Annotated in this window: 12 protein-coding genes and 2 pseudogenes; 4 read left to right on the forward strand and 10 right to left on the reverse strand. The window is 71.5% G+C overall.

Going from position 1 to position 14,910, the window contains the following annotated elements; all coding sequences use genetic code 11:
• Positions 1-9 precede the first annotated feature (9 nt).
• From pstA to mshD, 6 genes are all read right to left on the reverse strand, one after another.
• Positions 10-1,086, reverse strand: a complete 1,077-nt coding sequence (gene pstA / locus AB0I68_RS24190; protein WP_363179432.1) for a phosphate ABC transporter permease PstA — start codon at positions 1,084-1,086, stop codon at positions 10-12.
• Positions 1,086-2,075 carry a phosphate ABC transporter permease subunit PstC gene (gene pstC, locus AB0I68_RS24195; RefSeq protein WP_363179433.1) on the reverse strand — a complete coding sequence of 330 codons (990 nt, stop codon included), beginning with the start codon at positions 2,073-2,075 and terminating at the stop codon, positions 1,086-1,088. Before pstC ends, pstA begins: the two co-directional genes overlap by 1 nt.
• A gap of 124 nt (positions 2,076-2,199) precedes the next feature.
• The gene (gene pstS, locus AB0I68_RS24200) at positions 2,200-3,336 is read right to left on the reverse strand and encodes a phosphate ABC transporter substrate-binding protein PstS (protein ID WP_363179434.1); all 1,137 of its coding nucleotides are present in this window, start codon (positions 3,334-3,336) and stop codon (positions 2,200-2,202) included.
• Positions 3,337-3,652: 316 nt separating this feature from the next.
• Positions 3,653-4,636, reverse strand: a complete 984-nt coding sequence (locus AB0I68_RS24205; protein WP_363179435.1) for a CHAD domain-containing protein — start codon at positions 4,634-4,636, stop codon at positions 3,653-3,655.
• Entirely contained in the window at positions 4,617-6,878 is a 2,262-nt protein-coding gene (locus AB0I68_RS24210) for an RNA degradosome polyphosphate kinase (RefSeq protein ID WP_363179436.1), read from the reverse strand. The genes AB0I68_RS24205 and AB0I68_RS24210 overlap by 20 nt, the downstream gene beginning before the upstream one ends.
• Positions 6,879-7,210: 332 nt before the next feature.
• Complete coding sequence (gene mshD, locus AB0I68_RS24215) at positions 7,211-8,143, reverse strand: mycothiol synthase (RefSeq protein ID WP_363179437.1); 933 nt, start codon at positions 8,141-8,143, stop codon at positions 7,211-7,213.
• A gap of 332 nt (positions 8,144-8,475) precedes the next feature.
• Here mshD and AB0I68_RS24220 point away from each other — a divergent pair.
• A pseudogene (locus AB0I68_RS24220) lies at positions 8,476-9,243 on the forward strand (bifunctional metallophosphatase/5'-nucleotidase); the annotation flags it as partial.
• Positions 9,244-9,331: 88 nt separating this feature from the next.
• Here the strand turns inward: AB0I68_RS24220 and AB0I68_RS24225 are convergent.
• Positions 9,332-9,382: pseudogene (locus AB0I68_RS24225) on the reverse strand (hypothetical protein); the annotation flags it as partial.
• 122 nt (positions 9,383-9,504) lie between these two features.
• Between AB0I68_RS24225 and AB0I68_RS24230 the strand changes: the two are divergent.
• On the forward strand, positions 9,505-10,134 hold the full coding sequence (locus tag AB0I68_RS24230; RefSeq protein ID WP_363179536.1) for a 5'-nucleotidase: 630 nt from the start codon (positions 9,505-9,507) through the stop codon (positions 10,132-10,134).
• Between the two features lie 106 nt (positions 10,135-10,240).
• Here the strand turns inward: AB0I68_RS24230 and AB0I68_RS24235 are convergent, their stop codons facing one another.
• Positions 10,241-11,020 (reverse strand): alpha/beta hydrolase, encoded by a 780-nt coding sequence (locus AB0I68_RS24235; RefSeq protein ID WP_363179438.1) that lies wholly within the window; start codon positions 11,018-11,020, stop codon positions 10,241-10,243.
• A gap of 121 nt (positions 11,021-11,141) precedes the next feature.
• On the opposite strand from AB0I68_RS24235, the gene AB0I68_RS24240 reads away from it, so the two are divergent.
• Together AB0I68_RS24240 and AB0I68_RS24245 are read left to right on the forward strand one after the other, a co-directional pair.
• Complete coding sequence (locus tag AB0I68_RS24240; protein ID WP_363179439.1) at positions 11,142-11,711, forward strand: TetR/AcrR family transcriptional regulator; 570 nt, start codon at positions 11,142-11,144, stop codon at positions 11,709-11,711.
• A gap of 77 nt (positions 11,712-11,788) precedes the next feature.
• Positions 11,789-12,682 (forward strand): phosphatidylinositol-specific phospholipase C, encoded by an 894-nt coding sequence (locus AB0I68_RS24245; protein ID WP_363179440.1) that lies wholly within the window; start codon positions 11,789-11,791, stop codon positions 12,680-12,682.
• Here AB0I68_RS24245 and AB0I68_RS24250 read toward each other — a convergent pair.
• Both AB0I68_RS24250 and AB0I68_RS24255 read right to left on the reverse strand, forming a co-directional pair.
• A complete protein-coding gene (locus AB0I68_RS24250) occupies positions 12,662-14,125 on the reverse strand; it encodes a HAMP domain-containing sensor histidine kinase (protein WP_363179441.1) in 1,464 nt (487 codons plus the stop codon). The two genes, AB0I68_RS24245 and AB0I68_RS24250, sit on opposite strands and share 21 nt — an antisense overlap.
• Positions 14,122-14,883 (reverse strand): response regulator transcription factor, encoded by a 762-nt coding sequence (locus AB0I68_RS24255; RefSeq protein WP_363179442.1) that lies wholly within the window; start codon positions 14,881-14,883, stop codon positions 14,122-14,124. The genes AB0I68_RS24250 and AB0I68_RS24255 overlap by 4 nt, the downstream gene beginning before the upstream one ends.
• Positions 14,884-14,910 lie beyond the last annotated feature (27 nt).

Genomic DNA, 14,910 nt, shown 5'->3' on the forward strand with positions numbered 1-14,910 from the left:
GTGGTCGCGTCAGCGACCGGTCTTCGGGGCCTTCCAGCGGGCGATGCCGCGGGCCACCAGATTGAGGATCATGACGAAGGCGATCAGGACGAGCGCCGCGGCCCATGCCCGGTCGTAGGAGGCGTCACTGCCGACCTTGTACTGCTCCCAGATGTACAGCGGGAGCGAGGACTGGGCACCTTCGAAGGGGTTGCTGTTGATCAGCTGGGTGCCGAAGACCAGCAGCATGATCGGGGCGGTCTCACCGGCGATGCGGGCGACGGCCAGCATGAGGCCGGTGGCGATGCCGCCGATGGCGGTGGGGAGCACGACCTTGAGGATCACGCGCCACTTCGGCACACCGAGGGCGAGGGCGGCCTCGCGCAGCTCGTTCGGGACGAGCTTGAGCATCTCCTCGGTGGAGCGGACCACGACGGGCATCATCAGGATCGACAGGGCCATCGAGCCGGCGAAACCGGACGGGCCGAAGCCGAGCATCAGGTTCCAGGTCGTCAGGATGAACAGGCCCGCGACGATGGAGGGAATGCCGGTCATGACGTCGACGAAGAAGGTCACGGCCTTGGCGAGCGGGCCCCGGCCGTACTCGACCAGGTAGACGGCGGTCAGCAGACCGATCGGCGCGGCGATCGCGGCGGCCAGGGCGACCTGCTCGATGGTGCCGAGCAGCGCGTGGTAGACGCCGCCGCCCTCCTCGAAGCTGGTGACGCCGTTCATCGAGTGGCTGAGGAAGTCGGCGTTGAGGGCCTTCAGGCCGCGGCTGACGGTGGTCCAGATCAGCGAGAGCAGCGGGATGACCGCGAGGACGAAGCTGACCCACACGAGGGAGGTCGCGACACGGTCCTTGGCCTGACGGCGGTTCTCGACGACCGCGCTGGCGGTGTACGTGACGGCGATGAACAGGAGGGAGGCGATCAGGCCCCACTGGATCTTGCTGTGGAGGCCGGCGACGGCGCCGATGCCGCAGCCGAGCGCGATCGAGAGGACCGCGATGGCGGCCGGGGCCCAGCGGGGCAGGCCGCCGCGGGTCAGGCCGGCGGGGGCGGCGGACTTGCGGGCGGGCCGCGGGTCCTGGAGTGCGTGGCTCATCAGGCGTTCGCCCCCGAGAAGTCCTTGCGACGGGCGATGATCAGCCGGGCGGCGCCGTTGACCAGCAGGGTGAGCAGGAAGAGCACGAGACCGGAGGCGATCAGGGCGTCGCGGCCGAACTCGTTGGCCTCGTCGAACTTCGCGGCGATGTTCTGCGCGAACGTGCCGCCACCCGGGTCCAGGATGTGCCCGGAGATCAGGAAGCTCGGGGAGAGGACGGTGGCGACGGCCATGGTCTCGCCGAGCGCGCGGCCGAGGCCGAGCATGGAGGCGGAGATGACGCCGGAGCGGCCGAAGGGCAGCACCGACATGCGGATGACCTCCCAGCGGGTCGCGCCGAGGGCCAGTGCGGCCTCCTCGTTCATGCGCGGGACCTGGAGGAAGACCTCGCGGCTGACGCTGGTCACGATCGGCAGGATCATGATCGCGAGCAGGATGCCGACGGTGAAGAGCGAGCGGGCGACGCCGACCTGGGACTTGTCGAAGACGTAGGTCCAGCCCAGGTACTCGTCGAGCCAGAGGTTGAGGCCGGCCAGCTGCGGGACGAGGAAGAGCGCGCCCCAGATGCCGTAGATGATCGACGGCACGGCGGCCAGCAGGTCGACCACGTACGCGAGGGGGGCGGCCAGCTTGCGCGGCGCGTAGTGCGAGATGAAGAGGGCGATGCCGACGGCGATCGGAACCGCGATGGCCATCGCGATGATCGAGCTGACGACGGTGCCGAAGAGCAGGACGGCGATGCCGAAGACGGGCGGGTTGGCCGACGCGTTCCAGTCGAAGGTGGTGAGGAAGTTGCCTTCGTTCTTCGACAGCGCGATCGAGGCGCGGTAGGTGAGGAAGACGGCGATCGACGCCATGATCACCAGGAGCAGGACGCCGGAGCCCTTGGAGAGCCCCGCGAAGATCTTGTCACCGGCACGGCCGGTGGACCTTGCGCTCTTGGAGACGGGCGGAGCCGTGTCTATCTGGGTGGGTGTGGTGGAAGCCATGATCTTTCCGGTCTGGATGGGGGCAGGCCCCCTGGCGGCGGTGCACCGGATCCCCTGGGTGGAGGGGAGGGTCCTGGGAGCCGGGCCGATCGGACGGGATCGGCCCGGCCCCGAGGCTCAGTGGTCAGGACAGCGAGTTGATGACTTCGCGGACCTTGGCGTTGATCTCGGCCGGGATCGACGCGTAGCCGTTCTCGGAGAGGACCTTCTGGCCCGCGTCCGAGGCGGTGTAGTTCAGGAAGGACTTCACGGTCGGGAGCGTCTCGGCCTTGTTGCCCTTGTCGCAGACGACCTCGTACGTCACCAGGACGATCGGGTAGGCACCCTCGGCCTTGGTGGTGTAGTCGAGCTTCAGCGCCAGGTCGGAGCCGGTGCCGGCGATCTTGGCGGCGGCGATGGCCTTGGAGGCGCTCTCGGAGGAGGCCTTGACCGGGGCGGAGGCGCCCGTGTTCAGGTCGACCGTCTTGATGCCCTGGGCGCTGGCGAAGGAGAGCTCGAAGTAACCGATGGAGCCGTCCACCTGCTTGACCTGGGTGGCGACACCCGCGGAACCGGTGGCACCGAGGCCGCCCGGGGCCGGCCACTTCTTCGCGGCTTCGTACGTCCAGGCCTCGGGAGCGGCGGCCTTGAGGTACTTGCCGAGGTTCTCGGTGGTGCCCGAGTCCTCAGAGCGGTGGAAGTGCTGGATGGCGGTGGAGGGAAGCGTGACGCCGGGGTTCAGCTTCTTGATCGCCTCGTCGTCCCACTTCTTGATCTTGTCGTTGAAGATGTTGGCGACCGTGGTGGCGTCGAGGTTCAGCTTGTCCACGCCGGCGACGTTGAAGCCGAGGGCGATCGGGCCGCCGACCATCGGCAGGTCGATGCCCTGGCCGCCGGTGCAGACCTTCTTCGACTCCTCCACGGCCTCGGGCTTCAGCGCGGAGTCCGAGCCCGCGAAGCCGACGGTGCCCTGGTTGAAGGCGACGATGCCCTCACCGGAGGAGGAGGACTTGTAGTTCACCTCGACGCCGGGGCAGGCGGCCATGTAGGCCTTCACCCAGAGGTCGACCGCGTTCTTCTGCGCGGAGGAGCCGGAGGCCAGGAGCTTGCCCTTGGCGGCGTCGCACTTGATGTCGCCCTGCGCGGCGGCCGACGGCTTGCCGCTGGCGCCGTTGTCCTTGGTGTTGTCGTCCGAGCCGCACGCCGTGAGGACCAGGGCGCCGGACACGACGAGGGCCCCGAGGGCGGAGGCACGAAGCCGGTTCTTGCGCTGAAGCTTCACTTTCGGGTGTTCCTTCCAGAAGCCGCCGGCCGCTTTCTTCATCGGGGCGGCGTGCGAAGAGGACTACGTCAGGTGCAAGGTGTGCCGCTCGGTCTGGTGGGCGACGCGCTCCGTGCACCACTGAAATTAGGCAGAACAGGTGAAGCGGCCGACCGGGCCAAGTGAACGGACGGTGAACCGTGGCGGACGGCCCGGTGTGGATGGTCGGGTTTGCTCCGGAGTGTCATCCGCCGTTGTCCTGTCGTTACCGTTATGTGACCCCCGGTGGGCCGGTACCCGATCCGGGTGCCGATCCGGGTTGGCCGAATCTTTTCGGTCAGGGAGCGGTGGCCGCCACGGGCTGCCACAGGTCTTGGAAGGTGAACCGGGCCGCCTCCACCTCGTGCCGCTGGTCGGCGTGCAGCACCCCCAGCGCGTACGCGGTCGCCGGGGCGATCCGCGGGGTGCGGGCCGCCGTCGCCGAGGCGGCCGCGGCCTCGGCGGCGTCGCGGTGGCGGTCCAGGGCATCGCCGGCCGCCGCCAGCCGGGCCACGTCCTCACCCAGGGCCTCCCGGGCGTAGCGGTGCACCCGCAGCAGCCGGCGCACCTCGTGCCAGGAGCCGTCGTGATCGGGGTTGTACGGGTGGGCCTCGGCGGCATGCGGCAGCGCCGAGACGGCCGCCGCCAGCCGGGTCCGGGCCACCTCCGCCAGCGGGATCAGGACCTCGTCCACCCGCCCCCGGGCCGCGATCGCGTCCAGCGGAACCTCGGAGGCCAGGACGGCCACCGCGTCCGCGACCGCGTGGAACCGGGACGAGCCCAGTGCCTGGAGGGTCGCCGAGTGGGCGCGGGTCCGGGCCAGGGTCAGCTGCCGCTCCAGCAGGGCGGCCGCCCGCGCCGAGCCCACCGTCAGCGCGCCCGCCGCGCCCCGGGGCGCGGGCACCTCCGGCGAGCCCGACAGCCGGTGCAGCGCGTCCAGCAGCCGGGTCAGCCGGGCGGCGTACGCGTGCTCGTCCGCCAGGGTCGAGGACAGCCACACCAGCTCGGTGCGCAGCCCGTCGGCCCAGGAGGACTCGGTCACCACCCGGAAGGTGGTCAGGGACCCGCTGATCCGGCGCGCAGCCCCCCGCAGGCTGCGCGCCGCATCGCTGCCCTCCGCGGCGTCGGCCCCTCCCCCAGACTCCGTCCGGGGGGACCCCCACTCCTCGTGGAGGCGGAGCCCGCGCAGGAAGGCGGTGGCCTGGGCCCGCAGGTACGTGCCGAGCACGTCACCCGCGGAGCCCTCTCCACGCGCTGTCAGGTCATGGTTTGGCAGAGCCACGCCGGCGCCTCCGGGCGTCTATGAGCATCTCCTGAACGTGCCGCAGCGGCTGGCCTTCGTGGTCCGTGCTGTGCCGGGTCCATTCGCCGTCCGGGCCCAGGTGCCAGGAGGAGGTGGAGTCGGACATCCCGGTCTCCAGCATCCGGTCCAGTGCCGCGCGGTGGGCCGGGTCGGCGACCCTGACCAGTGCCTCGATGCGGCGGTCGAGGTTGCGGTGCATCATGTCGGCGCTGCCGATCCACACCTCGGGCTCGCCGCCGTTGCCGAAGGCGAAGACCCGGGAGTGTTCCAGGAAGCGGCCGAGGATCGAGCGGACCCGGATGTTCTCCGAGAGCGCGGGGACCCCGGGGCGCACGGCGCAGATGCCGCGGACCCAGATGTCGACGGGCACTCCCGCCTGGGAGGCCCGGTAGAGCGAGTCTATGAGGGCCTCGTCGACGATCGAGTTCATCTTGAGGCGCACGTAGGCGGGGCGGCCGGCCCGGTGGTGGGCGGCCTCCTTGTCGATCCGCGCGATCAGGCCGTCGCGCAGCGAGCGCGGGGCGACGATCAGCCGGCGGTAGGTCTCGCGGCGCGAGTAGCCGGACAGCCGGTTGAAGAGGTCGGAGAGGTCCGCGCCGACCTGCGAGTCGGCGGTGAGCAGGCCGAGGTCCTCGTACAGGCGGGCCGTCTTGGGGTGGTAGTTGCCGGTGCCGACGTGGGAGTAGCGGCGCAGCGTGTCGCCCTCCTGGCGGACGACGAGCGACAGCTTGCAGTGGGTCTTGAGGCCCACCAGGCCGTAGACGACGTGGCAGCCGGACTCCTCCAGCTTGCGGGCCCACTTGATGTTGGCCTGCTCGTCGAAGCGGGCCTTGATCTCGACCAGTACGAGGACCTGCTTGCCGGATTCGGCGGCGTCGATCAGGGCGTCCACGATCGGGGAGTCGCCGGAGGTCCGGTACAGCGTCTGCTTGATCGCGAGGACGTCCGGGTCGCCGGCTGCCTGCTCCAGGAAGGCCTGCACCGAGGTGGAGAAGGAGTCGTACGGGTGGTGCAGCAGCACGTCCCGCTCGCGCAGCGCGGCGAAGATGTCGGGCGCGGACGCGGACTCGACCTCGGCGAGGTCGCGGTGGGTGCCGGCGACGAACTTGGGGTACTTCAGCTCGGGCCGGTCCAGGGAGGCGATGCCGAAGAGGCCGGTCAGGTCCAGCGGGCCGGGCAGCGGGTAGACCTCGGCGGCGGTGACGTTCAGCTCCTGCACGAGGAGGTCCAGGATGCCGGGGTCGATGGACTCCTCGACCTCGAGCCGCACCGGCGGGCCGAAGCGGCGCCGCATGAGCTCCTTCTCCAGGGCCTGGAGCAGGTTCTCGGCGTCGTCCTCCTCGACCTCGAGGTCCTCGTTGCGGGTCACCCGGAACATGTGGTGCGCGAGCACCTCCATGCCGGGGAAGAGCTCCTCCAGGTGCGCGGCGATGACGTCCTCGAGTGGGACGTAGCGCTGCGGGGAGGCCTCCAGGAAACGGGAGAGCAGCGGCGGGACCTTGACGCGGGCGAAGTGGCGGTGGCCGCTGACGGGGTTGCGCACGACGACGGCCAGGTTCAAGGACAGGCCGGAGATGTAAGGGAACGGGTGCGCGGGGTCCACGGCCAGCGGGGTGAGCACCGGGAAGATCTGGTTGCGGAACAGCGTGAAGAGGCGGGCCTGCTCCTTCTCGGTGAGGTCCGGCCAGCGGATGAGGTGGATGCCCTCTTCGGCGAGCTGCGGGGAGATGTCCTGCTGGAAGCAGGCGGCGTGCCGGGCCATGAGCTCGCGCGAGCGCGTCCAGATGAGGTCGAGCACCTCACGGGGCTGCAGGCCGGAGGCCGAACGGGTGGCGACGCCGGTCGCAATGCGGCGCTTGAGGCCGGCGACGCGGACCATGAAGAACTCGTCGAGGTTGCTCGCGAAGATCGCCAGGAAGTTGGCGCGCTCCAGGAGCGGGGTCGCGGGGTCTTCGGCCAGCTCCAGGACCCGCTCGTTGAAGGCCAGCCAGCTGCGCTCGCGGTCGAGGAACCGCCCCGGGGGGAGCTCGCCGCCGTCCTTGTCGTCGTAGGCGTCCAGGTCGGCGTCGAGATCGGGCGCGAGGCCGGAATGCGGGCGATGCGCGGCTATGGAGCTGATCCGCGCAGGCTTGGGCGCCGGGCCGGGGGAGGCGGCGGCGGACGTGTGAGACGGGTGCTGGGCGGGGACCTCGGTGGGGCCTGCGCTGGGCTGGTGGCTCATGACTCCATTGTTCCGCGCACGCGGCAGGACAGGCGCGTCGGAAGGGTTCGCCGTCAGTCGGAGTCGGGGCTGCATGCGGGGAGAGTCGCAAGCGCGTCTTACGGTCCGGTGAATGGCGTATGGCTTCCAGGCTCCGGGGGGTGCACGATCACGTCTTTTCCGCGCCCGGAATGCACCCGCGCGTCCCCCGCGTGCGCCAGCGCCCCGCGGGGCGGTGCCGAACCCCGCGGGGCGGTGCCGGTGCATTGCGGGGCGGTGCCGGGCCGGGCGCCGTGTCGGGGCCGGGCGCCGGTACCCGGGCCGGGCACCGGCGCCCGCGAGCCGGACACGCCCTAGCTCTCCGTGCGGTACATCAGGTCGACCTCGTGGGTGCTGAAGCCGAGGCCCTCGTAGACGGCGAGAGCCGCCGGATTGTCGGCGTCCACGTACAGCATCGCCGTGGGCAGGCCCGCCCCGGCGAGGTGGTGCAGGCCGATCGCGGTGAGGGCCTTGCCGAGGCCGCCGCCCTGGGCGCCGGGGCGGACGCCGAGCACGTAGACCTCCCCGAGCCGCTCCTCGGCGTGGACCTTCGTCCAGTGGAAGCCGATGAGCTCCCCCTCCCGCTCGGCGAGGAAGAAGCCCTTGGGGTCGAACCAGGGCTGTCCGATGCGGTCGTTCAGGTCCCGCTGGGTCAGCGCGCCCTGTTCGGGGTGGTGGGCGAAGGCGGCCGAGTTCACCGCGAGCCAGGCCGCGTCGTCCTGGCCGGGCACGAAGGTCCGTACGGTCACCCCGGCCGGCAGCACCGCCTCGGGCAGCGGGGGCGCCTCCGGGCCGAGCGGGCGGCGCAGCTGGCGCAGCTCGCGGAACAGGGTCAGGCCGAGGACCTGCGCGAGGTGGCGGGCGGCGGACTTGCCGCCGTGCGCCCACACCCGGATCCGCTTGCCGGAGGCGGCCAGCAGGGCCGAGCCCAGCGCCCGCCCGTGCCCGCGTCCGCGCAGGGCGGGGTGGACGACGAGTTCGGCGGCGGGGGCCTCCACCGGGTCGGTGTCCTCCAGTTGCCCGTACCCGGCGAGGCGGCCCCGCTCGGTGAGCAGGAAGTGCCGGATCCCCTCGCGGCGCCCGCCGCACAGCTGGAGGCGGCCCTGTTCGGACACGGCGGTGGTGCCGTCCGTGCGCGCCGCGTCCTCGATGAGGGCGAGTACGGCCCGGGCCTGTTCCTCCGTCAGCTCGTCGAGGGTCTCAATCTGGCGTCCCGGCTCCAGGGCCGCTGCTGCGTCGTCAGTCATACGTCGAGCCTACGACCGCGGAAGGCGCCTGCGGCGGTGTGCGTGCGGGGGACCGGCGGCGATCCGTCTTCTGCACGTAACCAGCTCGATACCCGGTACCCCCTGTCGTGCTACGCGCGTTGACCATAGGCTGCGCCTGACCTCCCATGTTTTACCGCTGTCCAAAAGGGGACTAAATGTCAGCGACGCCACAACGGCACCGCCGAGCCCGCCGGTTGACCTTCGCCGCCCTCGCCGTCACGGCCGGGGCCGGAGCGATGGTCGCTGCCGCACTGCCGGCCGGTGCCGCGAGTGGTGGCGGTGCCGGCAAGAGCCGCACCGTCGATGTGCAGATGCTGTCGTTCAACGACTTCCACGGCACGCTGGAGCCGCCGCAGGGCTCCTCCGGCAACGTGACCGAACGTCAGGCGGACGGCACCACCAAGGCGATACCCGCCGGTGGCGTCGAGTACCTGGCGACCAGCCTGCGCGAGGCCCGCAAGGGTCATGAGTACTCCGTCACGGCCGCCGCCGGCGACATGATCGGCGGCAGCCCGATGCTGTCCGGTCTCTTCCACGACGAGCCCACCGTCGAGGCGCTGAACAAGCTGAAGCTTGACGTCACCAGCGTCGGCAACCACGAGTTCGACGAGGGCAAGACCGAGCTGCGCCGCATGGCGTACGGCGGCTGCCACCCGGTCGACGGCTGCTTCGAGTACGGCAAGGAGTTCACGGGCTCCGAGTTCAAGTACCTCGCCGCGAACGTCACCGACGAGAAGACCAAGCGTCCGCTGTTGTCGCCCACCTTCATCTGGAAGAAGGGGGACGTGAAGATCGGTTTCATCGGCGTCACCCTGGAGGGCACTCCGGACGTCGTGACCGCCGACGGGGTCAAGGGCCTCAAGTTCGGCGACGAGGTCGAGACGATCAACAAGTACGCCGCGGAGCTGGACAAGCAGGGCGTGAAGTCGATCGTGGCGCTGATCCACGAGGGCGGCCTGCCCGCCAGCGGCGCGTACAACTACGACTGCAACACCCCGGGCGCCGGCGCCGGCATCTCGGGCGCCATCGTGGACATCGCGAAGAACCTGGACCCGAAGGTCGACGCGCTGGTCACGGGCCACACGCACCAGGCGTACGCGTGCAACATCCCCGACCCTGCGGGCAACCCGCGCATGGTGACCTCGGCCGCCTCCTACGGCCGCCTGTTCACGGACACCACGCTGACGTACGACCGGCGGACCAAGGACATCGTCCGCACCGCGGCCTCCGCGCCGAAGCCGGTCAACAAGGTCGTCACCCGGGACCAGCCCAAGGCCCCGGACATGACCGAGCTGATCACCCGCTGGAACGCGCTGGCGGCCCCGGTCGCGAGCCGTCCGATGGGCTACATCTCGGCGGACATCGCGGGCCGCGGCTCCGAGGCGCCCGAGAAGCCGCTCGGCGACCTGATCGCCGACGCGCAGCTGGCGGCCACCTCCCCGGCCGACAAGGGCGGCGCGCAGCTGGCCATCATGAACCCGGGCGGCATCCGTGCCGACCTGGCCTACAAGGCCGCGGGCGCCGAGGGCGACGGCGTCGTGACGTACGGCGAGTCCTACACGGTCCAGCCGTTCAACAACCTGATGAACATCGTGGACCTGACCGGCGCGCAGCTGATCACCGCGCTCCAGCAGCAGGTCAGCGGCACGGTCAACGGCCCGGACCCGAAGATCCTGCAGGTCTCGAAGGGCTTCACCTACACCCTGGACATGACGAAGACGGGCGCGGACCGCATCGTCGTGGACTCGGTGAAGCTGAACGGCGCGGCGATCGACCCCGCCAAGACCTACCGGGTCGCGATGAACGAGTTCCTCGCGGGTGGCGGTGACGGCTTCACCGTCCTGAAGGAGCACAAGAACAAGCTGGTCGGCGTGCCCGACCTGGAGGCCTTCAACACCTACCTGGGCAAGTCGACGGCGGCGGCCCCGATCGCCCCGCCGGTGGCGGACCGCATCACGGTCGTCAAGTAGCACCTGCGTAGCACGCCCGAAGGGGCGGCGGGCCTTCCGGCCCGCCGCCCCTTCGGCGTTCCCCCGTCCCCCGTCCCCCGTACCCCCGTACCGGAGGGTCAGAGGGTCAGAGGGTGGCGAGGAACTTCCCGACGGCCTCGTGGAAGGCCTCCGGGCCGGTGAACGGCAGGAAGTGGTCGCCGTCCAGGGGCGTGTACGAGGTCCCGGGCCGCCGGGAGACCATCGCGTCGGCCTGCTCCTGCGGGAGCGACGTGCTGCGGGTGCCGTGGATCAGCAGCGCCGGGCACTCGCTGCCGAGCCAGGCGGCCCAGTGGTCGCCGCGGCACGCCTCGACGGAGTCGAGCATGTCCTGCGGGTGGAACGGCAGCCGCCAGCCTCCGTCGGGCAGCGGGCGCAGCGCCTGGGCGACGAACTGGGAGCCCACCGGTCCGGCCGCGGCGAGGAGTTCCTCCCGGGTGGGCGCGGTGTACTGCATGGCCCGGAGGAAGTCCATCCACTCGCCGCCCGCGGGGTTGATCTCCAAGGCGGCTTCCGCGTTGATGAGCGCCGAGATCCGGTGGGGGTGGGCGGCGGCCAGGTGGACGGCGTTGAGGCCGCCGAGGGAGTAGCCGAGGAGGGCCACGGGGGCGTCCAGGCCGAGGTGGTCGAGCAGTGCGACGGCGTCGGAGACGTAACCGGCGCGGCTGTAGTCGGCGGCCCGGTCGGACTCGCCGTGGCCGCGCTGGTCGGGGGCGATGACCCGCCATGCGCCGCCGAGGGCCTCGGCGAGGCCGGCGAATGCGAAGCCTTCGGACATGCCCCCGTGCAGCGCGAGCAGGGGGCGGCCGGGCCCGCCGAAGTCCAGGTACGACAGCGTGCGGTCGTCGACGGTCAGTGTGTGGCGCATGGTCTTGCTCTCCCCTGTGTTGTCCTGCGGTGACGGATCCGAGCCTGCCAGGATTTGGGCAAGCGCGCAATACGTACGTCTTGGGCGGTTGCCCAAGCAGGTGCACGGCTACGATCCCGGCATGGGAAATCGCGAGGACCTGCTGGCCGGAGCGCGCAGCTGCCTGGAGGAGAAGGGGTACCTGCGCACGACGGTGCGCGACATCGCCTCGGCGTCGAAGGTGAGCATGGCCGCGATCGGATACCACTTCGGCTCCCGCGAGGCCCTGCTCAACCTCGCCCTCTTCGCCGCCATGGACGAGTGGTCCGCCGGGGCCGGCCGGCTCGCCGGCCAGGGCGACACCACCGAGGAGCGGTACGCCGACATGTGGGACCGCAAGATCCGGGACTTCGGCGACATGCGCTGGCTCTGGATCGCCTCCGTCGAGGCCTTCGTCCACGCGCAGGCCTCGCCCGAGCTGCTCGCGACCCTCGCCGAGGGCCAGCGCCGGTCCCGGCGCATGGTGGCCGCGCAACTGCGCGGGGTCCCCGTGGACGAGGTCGCCGAGGAGGACGTACGGGCCCTCGGGTCGTTCCACATCGCCCTGCTGAGCGGGGTGATGGTGCAGGCGCTGACCGACCCCGAGCTGGCGCCGACCGGGCGCGAGCTCGCCCAAGGGCTGCGCGCCATGGCCGAGTTGCTCGAAAGCTGACCCTTACCGACAGGTAGTAAAGGCGGGTCCCGCACGCCATACTCCGTTCCCATCACCGGGTCGGCAAAGGGGCGGGCATGGCATTGGATCGTCGGGCATTTCTGGTCGGGGCGATGGCGGCGGGCGCGGGCGCGGCCGTGGGACTCGGAGCGGCGGCCCCGGCCTCCGCCCGTACGCTCACCGCCCGCGCCACCCTCGGCACACAGGACTGGATGGCCGGACTCGGCGACTCCACGGCCCTCCAGCGCATGACCATCCCCGGCACGCACGACTCCGGCGCCACCAAGGGCGGCCTCTACGTCGCCTGCCAGAACACCTCGATCGCCCAGCAGCTCGACTCGGGCATTCGCTTCCTCGACGTCCGCTGCCGGGTCACCGGCGGCTCCTTCGCCATCCACCACGCGGCCTTCTACCAGGACCTGATGTTCGGTGACGTCCTCGTCGCCTGCGCGAACTTCCTCGCCGCGCACCCCTGCGAGACCGTGCTGATGCGGCTCAAGCAGGAGTACTCCGAGGAGAGCGACGCCACGTTCCGCGCCGTCTTCGACGACTACCTCGACCACCGGGGCTGGCGCCCGCTGTTCCGGATCGCCGACACCCTCCCCGCCCTCGGCCAGGCCCGCGGCAAGGTGGTCCTGCTCGCCGACAACGGCGGCCTGCCCGGCCTGCGGTACGGCGACGGCAACGTCTTCGACATCCAGGACGACTACATGGCCGAGCCGTTCGCCAAGCGAGGCAAGATCGAGAACCAGTTCCGCCGGGCCGTCCAGCAGCCCGGAAAGCTCTTCATGAACTACACCAGCACCTCGGCGTACATGCCGCCGCGCTGGAACTCCGACCGGCTGAACCCGCAGGTGCAGGCCTTCGTCGACGGGTCGGAACTGGCCGGCCGGACCGGGCTCGGGATCGTCCCGATGGACTTCCCGGGCACCCGGCCGGGCCTGGTCGCCTCACTGATCCGGCACAACTGACGGCCGGCCCGCCTCGGCCGGATCAGGCCGGCCGGCCGGCGGCGGGGCCGGGGCGCCCGGGATGCGCAGGAGGGCCTCCGTGCCCGGGCCACCGTCCGCCGGGGCCCGCAGCTCGGCGGTGCCGCCCGCGCGCTGCGCCGTACGGGCCACGATCGACAGGCCGAGCCCGCTGCCCGGCAGGGCCCGGGCCGACGGGGACCGCCAGAACCGCTCGAACACGTGCGGGAGATCGTCGGCCGGGACCCCGGGGCCGTGGTCGCGTACGGTCAGCTCGCCCGCCCGCAGCGAGACCTCCACCGAGCCGCCCGGCGGGCTGAACTTCACCGCGTTGTCCAGGACGTTGACCACCGCCCGCTCCAGCGCCGCCGCCTCGCCCCGCACGTACCAGGGCTCCAGATCGGACGCGAAGTCCAGCTCGGGGCCGCGCAGCCGGGCCCGGGACAGTGCGCTCTGCGCGATCTCGTGCAACGCCACCACCTCCAGCCTGGCGGGCGGGGCCGCGTCCGGGCGGGACAGCTCCTGGAGGTCACCGATCAGCGCGGCCAGCTCCGTCATCTGCGCCTTGACCGAGGCCAGCAGCTCCTTGCGGTCCTCAGGCGGGATGGCCCGGCCGGTCTCCTCGCTGCGCGCCAGCAGCTCGATGTTGGTCCGCAGCGAGGTCAGCGGCGTGCGCAGCTCGTGCCCGGCGTCCGCGATCAGCTGGGCCTGCCGCTCCTGGGAGGAGGCGAGGGCCGCGGTCATGGAGTTGAAGGACCGCGACAGGCGGGCGATCTCGTCGTCGCCGTCGTGCGGGATCTGCACGGTGAGGTCCTCGGTGCGGGCGATGTGCTCGACGGCGCCCGTGAGTTCGTCGACCGGCCGCAGCCCCGTACGGGCCACCCACAGGCCGGCCGCACCCGCGCCGACGACACCGACCCCGCAGACGAAGAGCAGCACCCAGGCGAGGGTGGACAGCGGCTTGTCGATGTCGGCGAGCGGCTTGGCGACCGAGATGGCGACGCTGCCGCCCACCGGGCCGGTGACGTTCACCGGCTGGGTGTAGACCCGTACGGGCGTGCCGTCCGTGGTGTGGCCGTCGTACAGCACCGGGCCGCGCTCGCCCCGGGCGACCTCGAGGTCGTACCCGGTCACCGGGAGGGTGTTCTTGCCGTCCACCCAGCAGCGGCCGCCGGTGGGCAGGACGATCTGCACCTGCGCGCTCAGGTTGTTCACGATGGCGCCGGGCACCTGCTCCCGGCAGCCGAGCTGGGGCAGCGTCTGGTTGGCCTGCGCGCTCGCGTTGGTGGAGCGCAGCGAGCTGTCCAGCTGGCCCTTCAGCTGCGTACGGACCATGAACCAGCTGACGACGGCGACGCCCGCGACGGCGACCGCCACCGCGACCGTGACCAGCAGCGCGAGCCGCGAGCGCAGGGGCAGGGCACGGAATCTGGCGGCCGGGCTCACTCGGGACCTCCGGAGTCGCCGGCCCCGGCGACGCGCAGGACGTACCCCACCCCGCGCACGGTGTGGACCAGGCGGGGCTCGCCCCCGGCCTCGGTCTTGCGGCGCAGGTACATGACGTACACGTCCAGGGAGTTGGAACTGGGCTCGAAGTCGAAACCCCAGACGGTCTTGAGGATCTGCTCGCGGGTCAGCACCTGGCGCGGGTGCGCCAGGAACATCTCGAGCAGCGTGAACTCGGTGCGGGTCAGCTCCACCGCGCGCCCGGACCGGGTGACCTCGCGGGAGGCGAGGTCCATGCGCAGGTCGGCGAAGGCCAGCGTGTCCGTGTTGTCGGCGGCGCCGGCGCCCCCGCCGCCCTGCCGCGGGGCCGCGTACGCGCTGCGGCGCAGCAGGGCGCGGACGCGGGCGAAGAGCTCGTCGAGCTCGAAGGGCTTGACGAGGTAGTCGTCGGCGCCCGCGTCGAGACCGGTGACGCGGTCGCCGACGGTGTCGCGGGCGGTGAGCATCAGGATCGGGGTGGTGCTGCCGGCGGCGCGCAGCCGGCGGGCCGCCGTCAGGCCGTCCATACGGGGCATCTGGATGTCGAGGACGATCAGGCCGGGGGCGTACGAGGCCGCCTTGTCGAGGGCGTCGAGCCCGTCGACGGCGGTCTGCACGTCGTACCCCTCGAAGGCGAGGCTGCGGCGCACGGCCTCCCGCACGGCCGGCTCGTCGTCGACGACGAGGATGCGGTGCGGGTCGCCTTCGGCCGGATTCATCTTCGGTCCCCCAGGGGTCGTGGTCGG

Source organism: Streptomyces sp. NPDC050448 (genome assembly GCF_040655295.1).
Taxonomy (GTDB): domain Bacteria; phylum Actinomycetota; class Actinomycetes; order Streptomycetales; family Streptomycetaceae; genus Streptomyces.

Bases quoted from the DNA above. Each gene is read 5' to 3' on its own strand.
- pstC (WP_363179433.1), bottom strand. From the start codon at position 2,075: ATGGCTTCCACCACACCCACCCAGATAGACACGGCTCCGCCCGTCTCC.
- AB0I68_RS24255 (WP_363179442.1), bottom strand. From the start codon at position 14,883: ATGAATCCGGCCGAAGGCGACCCGCACCGCATCCTCGTCGTCGACGAC.
- AB0I68_RS24235 (WP_363179438.1), bottom strand. From the start codon at position 11,020: ATGCGCCACACACTGACCGTCGACGACCGCACGCTGTCGTACCTGGAC.
- AB0I68_RS24240 (WP_363179439.1), top strand. From the start codon at position 11,142: ATGGGAAATCGCGAGGACCTGCTGGCCGGAGCGCGCAGCTGCCTGGAG.
- AB0I68_RS24210 (WP_363179436.1), bottom strand. From the start codon at position 6,878: ATGAGCCACCAGCCCAGCGCAGGCCCCACCGAGGTCCCCGCCCAGCAC.
- pstA (WP_363179432.1), bottom strand. From the start codon at position 1,086: ATGAGCCACGCACTCCAGGACCCGCGGCCCGCCCGCAAGTCCGCCGCC.
- AB0I68_RS24245 (WP_363179440.1), top strand. From the start codon at position 11,789: ATGGCATTGGATCGTCGGGCATTTCTGGTCGGGGCGATGGCGGCGGGC.
- AB0I68_RS24230 (WP_363179536.1), top strand. From the start codon at position 9,505: ATGGGCTACATCTCGGCGGACATCGCGGGCCGCGGCTCCGAGGCGCCC.
- mshD (WP_363179437.1), bottom strand. From the start codon at position 8,143: ATGACTGACGACGCAGCAGCGGCCCTGGAGCCGGGACGCCAGATTGAG.